The organism is Exiguobacterium sp. UBA1053 (assembly GCF_002316465.1).
GTDB lineage: Bacteria > Bacillota > Bacilli > Exiguobacteriales > Exiguobacteriaceae > Exiguobacterium_A > Exiguobacterium_A abrahamii.
The window spans coordinates 138121-152433 of the sequence record NZ_DCDO01000006.1; the positions used below are offsets into that span (position 1 = coordinate 138121).

Genomic DNA, 14313 nt, shown 5'->3' on the forward strand with positions numbered 1-14313 from the left:
GTTCCCAGCTAATTAATTCGAAAAATACATATGCAGTCGGAAATGAATTATGTCTTTTATGACGTTAAACAGTTTCTGTCCTGATGTTTGGTTTTCGATTGATAACACGTCACCATCAAAAACAAATGGCTTTCCCATCTTCGGAAACGGCATCTTCTTCAATAACCGTTCTACTTTTAATGCATTAAACGGTCCTTTTAATTCCGCCGTTTGCGCATCCTTCAACTCCCGATACTTTTCCGCATACAAATACTCATAAAAGAACGGTGCGACTTCTTCGGCCGTAATCGGCTCCATCCATCGTTCTTCTCCCCGCTCAAGCATCGCTAACAGAACGACCATCTTATAACTCCGATTCATGATTGTCTTTTCGACCTGCTCGATCAATTCTCGATTTGTGTCGTACGCTTCGACCTCTTCGTCTGATAACTCCTGATGCTCTCTCAAGAAACCAACGTAAGAACCCCACTCCTGTTTATAGCCTTGCGGAACTGCTGCATACTCACCGATTTCAACATAGGATGGTCGACGACCGAGTTCGTATTTGATTTGCTCATATTGTTCAATCAGTCGTAACTTCCGCTGACTTGGTTGTCGTAGTCGATGAATCAATTCTAGTGCTTGCGTATCGAACTGAATCACACAGCCTGGCGGTGGCGTAATCGGTTCTGTCTCCCCACGCTTGAACAATTCTTTCATTGTCCCGAGCAGTTTCAGTTTCATCTCGACGTTACGATAGTTCCCAATTAAGTCGATAATGACGCAGTGTGATTTATCTTGCGCTAAGCGTAGTCCGCGTCCGATTTGTTGCGTATAGATGGCGACAGACTCAGTTGGACGACAGAACAGGAGTGTATCGACTTTCGGAATATCGACACCTTCGTTAAACAAATCGACTGTAAAAAGGACTTCAATCTCACCCTGCTCGAATGCTTGCATATGTTGCGCGCGATTCGTCGTCTGCCCTGTCAGTGCAAACGCCGTCGTTCCTTTTTCCCGGAATACTTGCGCCAGATATTCCGCTTGCTTGATCGACGAACAAAAGCCGATCGTCTTCGTTTGCCGATGTTTCTCCCAAGAATGATAGATATTATCCGCGACTTCACGATCGAGTTGCCGATGCTCGAGCTGCGATGCATCATAGGTCCGACCGATTCGTTGAATTTGGGAATAGTCGATCGTGTCATGAATACCGTAATAATGAAACGGCGTCAAAAAGCCTTCAGCAATCGCCGCTGTAAAATGCATCTGGAAAGCAACGTTATGGTGACAGATCGCATAGACATCCGCACCGTCCATTCGGTCTGGTGTTGCCGTCAGGCCAAGCAAGAAACGCGGTGCGAAATGATCAATGATTTTCCGATAACTCGTCGCTGCCGCATGATGGAACTCGTCAACGATGATGAGATCAAACTGGTCCGTTGCAAAACGGTCCAAGTGACGCTTTTGCGCCAACGTCTGGACGGAAGCGAAGACGATCTCCGTCGTCTCCGTGACGGTCCGGTCACTGCCGATATAAAAGCCGGTCTGCCACGCCGGATTAACTTTTTGAAACGAACGCTCTGCTTGCAGTAACAGTTCTTTTTGATGTGCCAGGAACAGGACTCGTGTAAAGTCTCCCGCAAAGAACGCACTCAGATAGGTCTTCCCTAATCCAGTCGCAAGCACTGCCAATGCACGTGTCCTTCCTTCTTCCATCGTTTCTCGTAACGCTTGGAGCGCTTCTTCTTGCACCCGGTGCGGCAGGATTTCTGGTGCAACGACGACCGTTCCTTCGTCATACTCGGCTTCTGGTTCCGCGACATATTGACGTGCCGCGTACTCTTGACGATAGGCCTCTAAGGTGACTGGGTTCAGTTCTTCTGCCGATTCACTGAGATAAAGATCCATGAAGGCATCAATCGCATCATCAAGGATTTGTGGAGCGACAGTTTGTGGTAGATGGACGTTCCATTCGATACCGGATCGAAGCGCACTGTCCGAGATGTTCGACGAACCAACGATTGATAAGCCAGTCTCTGCGTTTCGAAACAGATACGCTTTCGGGTGGAAAGAGCGTCCGCCTGACCGATAAAAGCGAACTGACAACCCATCCAGCGCAAGCAACTGCGCCAATGCTTCTGGATCGGTGATGTGTAGATAGTCGCCAATCAACAACCGAATCTCGGCTCCTCGTTGCAAGGCACGACGAAATGCTGGAACGAGCAATGCAACGCCTGACTTCTGAGCAAACGCTGCGACGATATAGACTTCCTCTGCCAAATCAATGGCCTCGACGAGTGAGTCATATAAATGATGCGTCGTCAGCTTCGCTTCCGGGATCAATCTTCGACCTCGATCAAGTAGAGGCGTTCTTCGAAGCCGCCGCGTTGCTGCTGTTTCTTCGTTCGGACGGCTTCCAGTTCCTCGACTGTCACGCCATGTGTCTTCGCTAACGCTTGGATCAGCTCCAGTAAATCAGCTAATTCCTCGACAGCATCTGCGTCTGTCACTGCCTCCTCATATTCAGCGAGTTCTTCATGTAATTTCTTTTTCGCTTCCACTAGGAATTCATTTTCATCCAGCGTTCGGAACGTCGCTTTTTTCCCGTTTTGGTCGATGATGTTTGGAATCGCGTCTCGAACTAATTTATGATAAAGTGGCATATCAATTCACTCCTTTGAAGGGTTGAGGGATATCCGAGTCGAATCACTCGGTGTCGTACATATGTATTTTATAAGAGGAGGTTCTTTTCATGTCTACATTCAAACAGATCGACACAACGAACGCCCCTGCAGCGATTGGCCCTTACTCGCAAGGCTTTATCGCAAACGGAACACTCTATGCTTCCGGTCAAATCCCGATTGATCCGGCAACGGGTGAACTCGTACCAGGTGGTATCACGGAGCAGACGGAACAAGTCATGCGAAACGTCGATGCCATCCTGAAAGAGGCAGGACTGACACCTGACCGCGTCGTCAAGACAACATGCTACTTAACGAGCATGGAACACTTTGCTTCTTTTAATACGATCTACTCCGATTACTTCGCACCGCACAATCACTTCCCGGCACGGTCTTGTATCGCTGTGAAGGAACTACCAAAAGGTGCCTTGGTCGAAGTCGAGATCTTGGGACTCGTGTGATCTAATCGCTACGCACTCGCTGCGTAGCGTTTTTTTATCGTAGTCCCCAGCGTCCTGTTCCTTTTCCGGTCTCACTGTAAAAAAGGTCCTGCTCCCCCTGGTACAATTCACACTCGCTCGCATGCAGGTAGATCAATTTTCGAATGCGTGCCTCGAGTCCTGCTTCTGATGTAAAGCGTGATAGATCCAAATGTTCTGCTTGTCTGACGCGCTGGTAGATATCAATTAAGTCGAGTGGTGATTGTCGTTCTAGGATTCGCTGAATTGCATCAAGTAACTGCTGACTCTCATCCGTCATGTCCTTCTAACTCCTTTTTCATCACTTTGTTTTGAATCGCATTCATCACAATCGGTATTTGTACGACCAGATTCAAGACGCTGACTCCAAGAACCAGTTGACTAGCCGTTAATGGTTTGAAATATCCTTCGCCGTATCCTTCCCCTACGCTGAGTGCGATCCCGTACGAAATCGCAAACGACACCATGTTGCCGATGACGATGTATTTCGTTTTTCCACTACGCGCAAGTGAATATGATAGAACACCGAGTCCAAACAAAAATAAGGCATACCCTAATATCGAACCCACTTTCCAATCGAGGTAAGGTCCCAGCCACGCAAACGGAATCAGATACAATAGGGCTCGTTTCATTGTTCACTCTCCACTTCCTCGTCTTTTCGGTTACTCCCCGCGTCATAATAACCGTATAAAAGTTCCCGAATCATCCTCCATCCTGGCGGAAAAACGTTTGAGCGTGACACTTTTTCTGTACCATTTTCTGTCGTCACATGAATTTCCCAGTCCGTTCCGTCCATTATCGTAAGACTTTCAGGATCTTCGTACCCCCACCATTTCTCGGCATTAAACCAATCCGACCACATGTCAATTAGATAAATGTCCTCTTCCGTCAGCGTTCTGAATAATGGATGGTCTTCTTCCTCTAGATATCGGAGACCCTTCGGATACCATGGACCTAATAATTCTTCCTCATCTTCCGCACGAATCGTTCGACTTGCACGGTCCCACCAAAACGTCTGTCCTCTTCCCATACCGGACTCCCGGTAATAAATTCGTTCGACTGTTTGCATCGTGATCATCCTTTAAAATTGATATTTCCATTATAGCCCATTTGTTATTTTTAACCTGTTACATTTTTTACTATGGTTCTGCTGATTTCTGTTGCTGTGAAACATTTTTCTTCTTCTATCAGTAGATGTAGTGAAAGGAGATGTTTCACATGCATGTATCCATTCAACAAGCCGGTTATGACGTCGGTCAACCCGTCTTACAAGAGATCTCGTTTTCTTTACACCCTGGATCTATCACCGGTTTGATCGGTACGAACGGTGCAGGAAAAAGTACGACGATTCAAGCGATGTTCGGTACGCTACCGTGGGTCGAAGGAGAGATCGATTTACCGGTCTCACTCGCCTATATTCCGGAACAGCCGACCTATTACGAATATTTGACGCTCGCCGAGCACCTTGAGCTGGTCGCCTCGCTCCACGAGACGGACCATGCCTATACGGAACGACTCTTAAAGACGTTCGAACTGCATGCTGTCACGGGTGACTATGTCTCTTCTTTCTCTAAAGGAATGAAACAGAAGGTGATGCTCGTCTGTGCCTTGATGCAACGTGCAGACTGCCTGATCATCGATGAACCGTTCGTTGGTCTCGACGCGGTCGCGACGATTCGGTTGTTACATTTACTCGAAGCAGAACGAACGCGTGGCGTGGCGATTCTGCTCGTCACTCATGTCCTTGATTCCGCGGAACGGCTGTGTGACGACTTCGTCTGGATTGATCAAGGGCTCATCAAACATCAAGGAACACTCGCTCAAATCGGTGAAGCCTCCGGTCAGCCTGGTGCCCGCTTGTTCGACATCATGGAAGCGATGGTGCTCGAGCATGATTAAAACCTTTTTGAAGCAACGGATCCGTCGACGGCATGCTGAACAACGTCGCTTCTTCCGAGAAATCTTCGACTGGACGATTTTGCTGTATCTCGTCGTTCCAGTCGGTCTGTTCATCATCTATGAGACGATTCAAATCTTAAACGGTCAAGCGGACTGGGTTCAAACAGTTCCGGTCGCTTGGATTTTACTCGGATGGATTCTGTATGGATTCCTGCCCGCCTTTTACGCCTGGTTCGAACCGGCAGATCGCCTCTTCTTCAAACCGATTCCTGGAGCGATCGTTCGAATGAAGTGGTATTCCGTTCGGTATCACTTCGTGCGGATTTTTCTAATGACTGCCGGATTACATCTACTCTGTTTTCCGTTACATAGCATCCGGTTTGACCAATCTAGTATCACAGTACTGCTGATTAGTCTCACGCTCTCGTTGCTCCAACCATTCTTTAGCTTTTGGACATATCGGTTATCCGGACAACGGTTCTTGCGGAAATGGAGCGGTCATCTCGTCCTGGCAACAGGACGCATCACTCTGTTGCTCCTGCTTTGGCTTCAACCGCATCCTGTCCTCTTCGTCGTTGCACTGTGTGTGATGTTGCTCGGATCTCTTCATATCCGGCGCTGGTCACGGCGCGAGGACGGATTAACGGAGGATATCCTGCTATCGACGAAACGACAGTCGAGTTTATCGGCGACCGTCCTTGAATTGAACGGTGCTTTACCAAAACCGTCGCATCGAAAGCGTCCGTTCCTTCATCTGCGATTATTCAATCAGACGCATCAGCAACTCCCGCTGATCACGTATCTGCGGGATTCGAGTAAACGTCGTTTCTTACTTCAGCTATTTGCTGCGATGAACTATGGTCTTCTCGTCTTACCATGGATCGGACGCGGACTCGTTTTCGCTTTCGTCCTGTTTGTTCTCTTTCAAGAACGGAAACAACATCATACATGGTTCCGCAGGCAATCATTCTACCAGCACATTTCCAATTGATTGATTTCTGCTATACTTTTTCTATTACATTGGTTGGAGGGATGACTTCATGCATACTCATTTATTCTTATTCGGAGGCGGTCCTCCATTTACACCGAACTTACGAACACGATTTGCTACATTAACGAATGGTGGTCCGGTTGCGATTCTATACGTTCCGCGGACCGGTAAGGACTGGACGAGCTACGCCTCGATCTATACGAAGACGTTAGAGGAAGATGGCATCTCGTCGTTCGTCCATCTGCCACTATCTAACGCACCAACAGACGGACAACTTGCACAACTACAGCAGTGTCAGGGCATCATCATTTCTGGTGGCGAGACTGAATTGTATCAGCAATACTTGGTCGGCACATCGATCGGTGACATCATTCAGTCGCGTTTCGCAGATGGTGTTCCGGTCGCCGGCTTTTCAGCCGGTGCCCTCGTTTCGCCTGAAAGGTGTGTGATTCCGGAGATCGACCAACGCGACAATCAACGTCTTCGCTTGCCTGGTCTTGCCTTACTGAAAGACGCGGTCGTCTGTGTCCATTACGAGACGTGGGGCGAAGCTGCCCATCTCGTGCAATCCTTTACGGAAGAAAGCACAGACCGTGCCTTCGGACTCGCTGACGAGAGTGGGATCTATCTACGCGATCAGGACCTCGTCGAAACAGAAGGAATCGATCCCGTCATATTGTCGCGGAGTCCCGTCAGATGACAGCAATCGTTCCTGCCGTCAAAGGCATCATCATTCACGGGCAACGTCTCCTGATCGTCCGCCGGGCTGCTGCTGACTTCGGTGGCGGCACGTGGGAATGTCCGGGTGGCAAGATCGACTTCGGTGAATTGCCAGTCGACAGTCTTGTTCGCGAAATTAAAGAGGAAACACAATTGACTGTGACGCCGGAGCGTCTACTCTATGCCTCGAGCTTCCTGACGCATCCCGATCGGCAAATCGTTCTCTTGATGTACGTCTGTTCGACGCATCAAACGGACGTTCAGTTGTCAGCAGAACACGACGCTTATCTTTGGGCGGACGAAGAAACGATTCGTCAGTTGATTGCACCAAATATTTTGGCTGATTTTGAGCGATATGATGTATTTTCGTTACTGCATCGCTAAACACAACTGCCCCGCCTGACCAATCGGTCGAGCGAGGCAGTTTTTATTTACAGTAAAGGATCTCGATAACAAACGACGCGATTTCGTCCAGTTTGTTTGGCTTCATATAACGCTAAATCTGCCTTTTGGACAGTCTCAAATACGGTCGATGCTTGATCGGAAGAGGCAGCCCCTAGCGATAATGTGACGTGAAAGACGGAGTGCTCCTTATAAACGAAGTGTTGATCGGCGCAGGCAGATCGAATCCGCTCCCCGAGTCTTTCCGCTTGTCGGAGTGGTACGTCCGGCAACAGTAAGACAAACTCTTCACCACCGTATCGACCGACGACGCCTTGTTCTGGACAATACGATTGCAAGAGATGACTGAGTTGCCGTAAGACGACGTCGCCCCCTTCATGTCCGTATGTATCGTTGATCGATTTAAAATGATCGAGATCAAGAATGAGGACGGAAAAGACCGTTCCGTTCTGAGCATACTCGGCTAACGTTTCATCTAGCTTCCGGCGGTTTCCCAGTTGCGTCAGCCCATCCGTTAAAGCCAATTCTTGTTGCGTGTGGACGAATAAAAAATGCTTCCTTAGTTCCTGTAAGAAACGATAGGTGACGTAGCCACCAATCATGATGACGATGATATAGACGAGCGCAATCTCTAAAAACCGCTCGAACGTGTTCGTCAATAAATAGAGCGCCGGTAAGCTGTATGCGATCCCTGTTCCAAGCAACACGAGATAATCTTTCATCCGTTGAGCAGCGAACCGGCGATAAACCGTCGCTGTCACGAGTAACGCAACACAAATCAAGGTCGTCAGAATCAGCCCTTGATATTCGCCAGCTGGTGTCACCGCAAATCGGGCACCGATGATGAACAGCATCGTGATGCTACCGCTGACTAATCCGCCGTAAAAGTACGCCGTGACGAGCGCAACGAGACGCAAATCAATCTTTGCAACGTCGTAGGAAATACTGTTAAAGATCAACAGGGCACCAATCACACCGGCGATACAACCGATCGCGAGTCGGACTTGTAAGGAAGAGTTAGGCGAGATGCGCTCGATCCGTCTTAGCGGTAAAAACGCAAACAGCAATGTCGCAATCAACAGTGAGAAGTTCAACAACAATGAATTAAGCAACGTAAGCACGACGACATCCTCCTCATTCCATTTCAGATAGTTACTCTATTCCCGCCAGATTACACATTCCCCTCTTTTTCCAAGGTTTTCAAACAAGAGGAGAGGGAATCAAACAAATATGTCTATCGTCTACATCATTAAGGGGGAATCTTTCATGGACCGTCAAGCCGAAAAACGAAAAAGTAAGATGCCGTTCTTCATCATTCTTGTCATCGCTATCTTCGTCATCGTTGCTGCTGCGTTGATCATTTACGTCACATCTGAACCAAAAGAAGAGACACAAGCACTTATGACCCATCTTGCAACTGTCCTTCCGATTTACGTGAATTAGATTCACAAGACCTTTACACAAGCCGTACAACACCTTCATACATGTTGTTTCTTCTCCTTCCGATAGGTACACGGGAGGAGATGTTTTTTTATGCTTACGAAAAAACGATTATTAGCACAGCAACTAAATGGATGGTTGATTCCGATCGTCGCTATCGGATTGATCATGATCAGTGGTCTAAGCGTTTACGCATCGTATCAACAATCCGTCACAGCAACTGAGGAACGGCTGATGCGTGAGTTAACGATGTTCGACGCGAACGTCCGGGCAACGTTTCTCGCGTATCCGGAGGACGCAACTGACCGCTCGCGTGCCATCAAACGATTGCAACAGCAACAGCGAACCGACTTATCACGTGACGACTACACGGTTCGCTTTCAAAGCCTGAACACGAGTGAGGCGTTCCGACCGTTGACACTCGAACCGGCAAAACGAAAACAACTACTACAGCACTTAAAGAATGCACGTACATATGCATTTTCGTATCAAGACCAATTTCTTGTCGCGATGACGATTCCAGAACTCGATGACGTCATCTTACTGACGACCGACCGTGATAAATTAATCGCCCCTGCTCGAGATTTAGCTTGGACACTCGTCTGGGTCAGTGTGATCACACTTGTCAGCATCAGCCTCTTGATCCGCTGGCGAATTCAACGCCAACTGGCACCGTTATCGAAACTCGCCTTACAGATTGAAGAAGCGCATGCGAAGCGATCATATCGTCCATTAACGCTCAAGACGACGACCTTTGAGTTACAACAGCTGACGTTTCAATACAATCAGTTGATGCAACAAATTAATGACTTAACGACGGAGATGCAACAAGCCAGTCAGGAACTTGAATCCGTCCAGCCCCACTTCTCTTCGCGCTTATCCGCAATGGATCAATCGGTCCAAGCCGTCGATGAAGTCGCCGGTTCTTTACTTGCGCAATCGACACAGATGGATCAGACGATCGTCGCCTCGACACGTTTGACTGCCCAAGGACACGATGCGTTAAGCGAGATGCAAACGACACTTCTGAACAGTCAACATGCCGTAACCCGTTTTCAACAGACTGTTCAGACGAATCACACGACACTTGAGACCTTACAAGAGGAAAGCCAGTTACTGAAGGAACAATCCGCGACGACAGAGCAGATTTTGCAACAGACCTCACACCTACAGCAGCAAATGGAAACCTCGATTTCGCACATCCAGCGCGTTGCTGAAGAGACACGCCGCTTGTCGCTGAACGCGCTGATCGAGGCAACGCGTGCCGGAGAAGCCGGTCGTGGCTTCACCGTCGTCGCTAAGGAGGTCGAAAAACTAGCGATCGATATCCGAACGAGTACGGATCATATTCGGCAGGTCAATCAGACGTGGACGACGGGACTCGATCAAGTCGAACAAGCGCTCTCGCAGATGACGGAACGGTTTCTTTCGACGTCGCAACAGCTTGAGACGGCAACGGATCACTTGCAACAAATGCTAACCGAAGCGACAACGATCGAGACGACACTGGGTACCGTTGAACAGCAGCGCCAAATCGTCGCAGATGTTCAGTCGAACATGCAGGAACATCTACAGTCGGTTCAACAGTTGATGTCGGAGCTTTCGTCCTACAGCCAGGTGCTCGGGGAACAGATGCAACACCACGTCACCCAGCAAACGGAACTGAAGACACATAGTGCGGTACTCGAGTCGCGGATCAGTTCGTTGCAACAGACCGTTCGTGCCGGCGAACAATCGTCTTAAATCAAAAGAGCGCCTACCATCTCTGGTAAACGCTCCTTTCCTCTGTTCTCAGCCGATATAACGTGCTTCCTTCTTATCAATGATGTTGCGAATCCGGTTCTCCGTCACCTGATACTGCTCTGCCAATTGACGAATCGTTTTCCCTTTTTCGTACAGCGCGCGAATCGTTCGAATCTGAAACGGTGACAGCGTCACATGTTGACCTAATAAGAAGTCGAACTCACCAAGCAGTTCAGTATACTGCTGATCAATCGAAGGCAGAACGTCTAAATTCGACAACTGATCGTCAGCACGTTTACCGTTGCGCCGGACGAGTCGTGCTTCTGTGACGTCTGTCGTCAGAAAGGCTTTTGCGACAAGCAATCCGACTTGCATCCGCTCTCCTCGACCACTTTGATAGAGCGTGACTTTGCGGTATCCTTCCCGATTGAGTCGTGGTCGGAGCAAGACACCTTTTCGGCGTTGTCGGACGCCGCGACACGTCACGATCGTCCGGTCGAGCGACCTTACGCGACCAAGCGACGAGACTTCATATATACCTACATAGCCGATGACGGCTTTCCATTGTTCTTGCATGATTGTCCTCCTTCAGACAAGGACACGACGGGACTTCATACCTGAATTATATCAAATTACGAACAAACGTTCTAGTGATGTCATTCATCGGAATATGCTATTATTAGCAGAAAAAGGAAATGAGGTTCGTCCATGAAATTTGTCTTGTTACTTGGTCCCCAAGCGGTCGGAAAGATGACGATCGGTCAGGAAATCGAACGGTTGACGGAGATGAAAGTCTTCCATAACCATCAGACAATCGACCTATTATTACCTTATTTTGATTTCTCTGAACCTGCACATCACCGCTTAAAGGATACGATCCGGCGCGAGATGTTCAAGGAAATGGCGAACAGTTCACTCGAAGGTGTCCTGTTTACATTTCTCTGTCTATTCGGTGTCGAAGGCGGTGGTCTTGAGTTCATCGAAGAGACAGTCGAATTATTCGAACAAGCGGGTGCTGACGTCTATATCGTTGAACTGGATGCGCCGGTAGCAACTCGTCTGCACCGGAACACAACCGAAAACCGATTGACGCACAAAGTAACGAAGCGCGATCTCGCTGCTTCTGAACAGAACTTACGCGAGACGGCGGACGGATACCGGACACGTTCGCTGCCAGGCGAACTACCGGACGTCAACTATCTCTTCCTCGATACGGAACAATTAAGCGCACGTGAAAGCGCCGAAGCGATTTGCGACCATTTCAACTGGTCCAAAACAACGGTCTAATCCCAAATAAGCCCCGTCCTGCTCAAGCAGGCGGGGCTTTAGTGATGGAGTTCGCGTTCATATCGATCAGCCTGCCACTGAAAGCCGTTCCGGCGCCAGACCGTATTACTGCCTGCTTCGCCGTAGACATGCGTCAGTAATAACGTCCGCGCGAGATACGATAAAATCGACGTCAACGCTTCCGTGATATAGCCGTGCTGATCATCCTCATCCGTCGTTGTACAACGTAAGTTTCCGGTCGATCCATTCCATGTGAAGGTAATCGTTCCGACGATCGTTTTCTCACGCAACGCATGCAGCGTCCACTTGCAACCCGATTCTTCATCCGTTGCTTCAACAAACAGTCGTGACGTCGTAAAATCCGGATGTCGTCCTTGCATTCAGCTCTCCTCCTCGACCTCAAACGTTGCTGTCGCGTAAGCCTCTCCGTTAATCAAAATTGTCAATGTATGTGTCCCGGGGTAATGGACACGCGTTGTCATGTTCCGAAACGATTGGCGTCGTTCGACGTGTAAGACATCTTTGACTTCTCGCTCCCGCAGTTGAAACACCTTCCAACTTGTCCCGCGTTGTTTGACGTAATCGATTGCGTACTCTAAGCGTAAACGTTGTGGAACGGAACTCGTCACCGTGAACGAGAAGTCGAGTTCTCCACCGATTGTCACTGGAGAAACGACTAAGTTGGTGACTGCCACTTCACCTTGCGTGACGTGCCCGAATAACTGTAAGACTTCTGGGTTCCCACGCTTCAATAACGTCCGGGAAGCGTGACGTAAAATCCAGTCCGTGTTCGGATCTGTTCCTAAGTGACGTTCAATTCGTTCAATCAGATATTCCGGATGTGTCTTTGAAATATCATTCAAGTGATTGGCGACACTTTTTCGGACGTAGAGTGACGGATCCTGTAGTAAGGCGTCAAGAATCGGTAATGCTGGACGCGGATCAGCAATCAGACGCGGGATCGCTTGTCCCCATGGTAAACTCGGTCGTGTCCCTTCGGACGCTAAACGACGGACGTGTTCATCGTCTGATTTTGTCCATTGGAGGGCCTGCTTGAGGAAACGTTCCTGATCAGCAAGTAAAAAGCGACGAACGGCGAACTCCGACGTCGAATGCGGCGTCAACTTGGCAAGTGTCTCTATCGCAAGCGTCCAATCAGCAAGGTCTGCCGTTCGTTCCACGTACTCCGGAAAAACGATCCCCGGTAGCCCGGTAAACTGCGGTGCGAGCCGCTCTAGTTCTCCCGCTGCGTCCGGAAACGGCGGCAAGATCGTCTCTAGCGTCTCCGCCACACGACGGACACGTTGCTTAAACGCGAGTTCTTTCCAGTCCCTCTGTTCGACTCGTCTTCGAAAATCCGGTACGTCGATCGCTGCTCCTAAGCGGTCGAGCCAACTCGGTGAAAATACATCTTTAATCAAACTCATCCTTCATCCAGTCCCCTCTGTGTACGCTCCAGTTTGAGCAATGTTTCCTTGCGTGCAAGTCCCCCGGCGTATCCACCTAAATCTCCATTCGTTCGAATGACCCGATGACATGGAATGATGATTGCTAGTTGATTTGCTCCGTTTGCCCGTGCGACAGCGCGGACGGCGGTTGGTTGACCAATTCGGATGGCCAGTTCTTGATACGAGATCGTCTTGCCACTCGGAATTCGTTCAAGTTCTTCCCAGACGCGGCGTTGAAAGGGCGTTCCGTATCGCATCAGTGGCGTCTGAAACAAGATCGATTCTCCTTTGAAGTAACGACGCAACTCGGCTTCAATCTGTCCAAAGATGGGTGACTCACCGGGAACGATGACAGCATGCGCTTTTCGACGCAATTGTTCGATTTCTCGTTCAAGTCCCCGTCGATCGACGAATTCAAGAAGATGTAAGTGTTGTTCGTCCGCAATCGCAAGCATCGAACCGAGTGGTGTATCGAGCCATTTCGCGCGCAAGACCTGTCCGTCAAAACGTGACGGTGCTTCCCCGAGCATCCGTGCTGACGCTTCACGAAAACCACTGCTTGATTCATAGCCTCCTGCTAACTGCCCTTCGATGACCGGCTTCCCAGTCCGAATCTCTTTCATCGCTAACCCCATCCGCCGTGCCCGAGCATAGGCAACGAACGTCATTCCGAAGCGTTTCTTGAACTGGCGCCGTGCTGTTGATTCGTCCAAACCAAGTGCTCGGAAATCAGCTTCTTTGAACCGTTTATCTGGTTCTGCCTCGACTGCTTCTATCAAACGTTGAACCGTACCGTGATCGCCTGGATAAGCGAGCGGATGACACCGCCGACACGGTCGATAGGAAGCGAGCAATGCCTCTTGCGCCGTCTCGAAAAACTCACAGTTCTCCGCCTTCGGTTTTCGTGCTGGACACGTCGGACGGCAAAAAATACCGGTCGTCTTGACCCCGACAAAAAACGTTCCTTCGTACGTCGCGTCTCGTCGAACGAGTGCTTCATAATACGTGTGATGTTCCATCGCTTTCTCCTCCTTTGCCTTTAGTATAACGGCTTGTCCGGTTACGATGTCGCCGAAAATCAGGCATTGATCTGTTTAAGATTCACTTAAGAATTCTCCTCCTGTTTTCGAAAGGGACGACGTGCATACTACATGCTATACTCAACGGAAAGTAGGGTTTTCATGTTAGATTTCTTTAAAAGAAACACTTCACGGAATCGGTGATCTTCGGATTTCAATCAA

General features: G+C 49.1%; 18 protein-coding genes. 8 read left to right on the forward strand and 10 right to left on the reverse strand.

Features of this window, described 5'->3' with window-relative positions; translation table 11 throughout:
• Positions 1–12: 12 nt before the first annotated feature.
• Positions 13–2325 (reverse strand): DEAD/DEAH box helicase family protein, encoded by a 2313-nt coding sequence (locus B3G15_RS05935; RefSeq protein WP_290717029.1) that lies wholly within the window; start codon positions 2323–2325, stop codon positions 13–15.
• Positions 2322–2645 carry a nucleoside triphosphate pyrophosphohydrolase gene (locus tag B3G15_RS05940; RefSeq protein ID WP_290717032.1) on the reverse strand — a complete coding sequence of 108 codons (324 nt, stop codon included), beginning with the start codon at positions 2643–2645 and terminating at the stop codon, positions 2322–2324. The genes B3G15_RS05935 and B3G15_RS05940 overlap by 4 nt, the downstream gene beginning before the upstream one ends.
• 89 nt (positions 2646–2734) lie before the next feature.
• On the opposite strand from B3G15_RS05940, the gene B3G15_RS05945 reads away from it, so the two are divergent.
• Positions 2735–3124 (forward strand): RidA family protein, encoded by a 390-nt coding sequence (locus B3G15_RS05945; protein WP_047391772.1) that lies wholly within the window; start codon positions 2735–2737, stop codon positions 3122–3124.
• Between the two features lie 34 nt (positions 3125–3158).
• Here the strand turns inward: B3G15_RS05945 and B3G15_RS05950 are convergent, their stop codons facing one another.
• From B3G15_RS05950 to B3G15_RS05960, 3 genes are read right to left on the reverse strand one after another with little or no spacing between them, the layout of a single operon-like run.
• Positions 3159–3422 carry a hypothetical protein gene (locus B3G15_RS05950; RefSeq protein ID WP_290717037.1) on the reverse strand — a complete coding sequence of 88 codons (264 nt, stop codon included), beginning with the start codon at positions 3420–3422 and terminating at the stop codon, positions 3159–3161.
• Positions 3412–3774 carry a hypothetical protein gene (locus B3G15_RS05955; RefSeq protein WP_290717040.1) on the reverse strand — a complete coding sequence of 121 codons (363 nt, stop codon included), beginning with the start codon at positions 3772–3774 and terminating at the stop codon, positions 3412–3414. Before B3G15_RS05955 ends, B3G15_RS05950 begins: the two co-directional genes overlap by 11 nt.
• Complete coding sequence (locus B3G15_RS05960) at positions 3771–4211, reverse strand: hypothetical protein (RefSeq protein WP_290717043.1); 441 nt, start codon at positions 4209–4211, stop codon at positions 3771–3773. The genes B3G15_RS05955 and B3G15_RS05960 overlap by 4 nt, the downstream gene beginning before the upstream one ends.
• Before the next feature lie 149 nt (positions 4212–4360).
• Between B3G15_RS05960 and B3G15_RS05965 the strand changes: the two genes are divergently transcribed.
• Genes B3G15_RS05965 through B3G15_RS05980 form a run of 4 tightly spaced genes read left to right on the forward strand, consistent with a single transcriptional unit; the run spans position 4361 to position 7136 of the window.
• A complete protein-coding gene (locus tag B3G15_RS05965; protein WP_290717046.1) occupies positions 4361–5041 on the forward strand; it encodes an ABC transporter ATP-binding protein in 681 nt (226 codons plus the stop codon).
• Positions 5034–6032 (forward strand): ABC transporter permease, encoded by a 999-nt coding sequence (locus tag B3G15_RS05970; RefSeq protein ID WP_290717049.1) that lies wholly within the window; start codon positions 5034–5036, stop codon positions 6030–6032. The genes B3G15_RS05965 and B3G15_RS05970 overlap by 8 nt, the downstream gene beginning before the upstream one ends.
• Positions 6033–6081: 49 nt before the next feature.
• Positions 6082–6732 carry a Type 1 glutamine amidotransferase-like domain-containing protein gene (locus B3G15_RS05975; RefSeq protein ID WP_290717053.1) on the forward strand — a complete coding sequence of 217 codons (651 nt, stop codon included), beginning with the start codon at positions 6082–6084 and terminating at the stop codon, positions 6730–6732.
• Positions 6729–7136 (forward strand): NUDIX hydrolase, encoded by a 408-nt coding sequence (locus tag B3G15_RS05980; RefSeq protein ID WP_290717056.1) that lies wholly within the window; start codon positions 6729–6731, stop codon positions 7134–7136. Before B3G15_RS05975 ends, B3G15_RS05980 begins: the two co-directional genes overlap by 4 nt.
• A gap of 47 nt (positions 7137–7183) precedes the next feature.
• Here B3G15_RS05980 and B3G15_RS05985 read toward each other — a convergent pair whose 3' ends face one another.
• On the reverse strand, positions 7184–8275 hold the full coding sequence (locus B3G15_RS05985; RefSeq protein WP_214861476.1) for a GGDEF domain-containing protein: 1092 nt from the start codon (positions 8273–8275) through the stop codon (positions 7184–7186).
• Positions 8276–8420: 145 nt separating this feature from the next.
• Here B3G15_RS05985 and B3G15_RS05990 point away from each other — a divergent pair, with 145 nt between their 5' ends.
• Both B3G15_RS05990 and B3G15_RS05995 read left to right on the forward strand, forming a co-directional pair.
• Positions 8421–8597: a hypothetical protein gene (locus tag B3G15_RS05990; RefSeq protein ID WP_023466867.1), complete on the forward strand. Its 177-nt coding sequence runs from the start codon at positions 8421–8423 to the stop codon at positions 8595–8597.
• 90 nt (positions 8598–8687) lie between these two features.
• Positions 8688–10337, forward strand: coding sequence for a methyl-accepting chemotaxis protein (locus B3G15_RS05995; protein ID WP_290717063.1), 1650 nt, complete (start codon positions 8688–8690; stop codon positions 10335–10337).
• 48 nt (positions 10338–10385) lie between these two features.
• Here the strand turns inward: B3G15_RS05995 and B3G15_RS06000 are convergent, their stop codons facing one another.
• A complete protein-coding gene (locus B3G15_RS06000; RefSeq protein ID WP_290717066.1) occupies positions 10386–10913 on the reverse strand; it encodes an NUMOD4 domain-containing protein in 528 nt (175 codons plus the stop codon).
• 132 nt (positions 10914–11045) lie between these two features.
• Here B3G15_RS06000 and B3G15_RS06005 point away from each other — a divergent pair, with 132 nt between their 5' ends.
• Positions 11046–11624: an AAA family ATPase gene (locus B3G15_RS06005; protein ID WP_290717069.1), complete on the forward strand. Its 579-nt coding sequence runs from the start codon at positions 11046–11048 to the stop codon at positions 11622–11624.
• Positions 11625–11662: 38 nt separating this feature from the next.
• On the opposite strand, the gene B3G15_RS06010 is transcribed toward B3G15_RS06005, so the two are convergent.
• The 3 genes from B3G15_RS06010 to B3G15_RS06020 are packed head-to-tail and all read right to left on the reverse strand — an operon-like array spanning position 11663 to position 14091.
• A complete protein-coding gene (locus B3G15_RS06010) occupies positions 11663–12004 on the reverse strand; it encodes a GNAT family N-acetyltransferase (RefSeq protein WP_290717072.1) in 342 nt (113 codons plus the stop codon).
• On the reverse strand, positions 12005–13051 hold the full coding sequence (locus tag B3G15_RS06015) for a DNA alkylation repair protein (RefSeq protein ID WP_290717075.1): 1047 nt from the start codon (positions 13049–13051) through the stop codon (positions 12005–12007).
• A complete protein-coding gene (locus tag B3G15_RS06020) occupies positions 13048–14091 on the reverse strand; it encodes a bifunctional transcriptional activator/DNA repair enzyme AdaA (RefSeq protein WP_290717078.1) in 1044 nt (347 codons plus the stop codon). The genes B3G15_RS06015 and B3G15_RS06020 overlap by 4 nt, the downstream gene beginning before the upstream one ends.
• Positions 14092–14313: the final 222 nt, after the last annotated feature.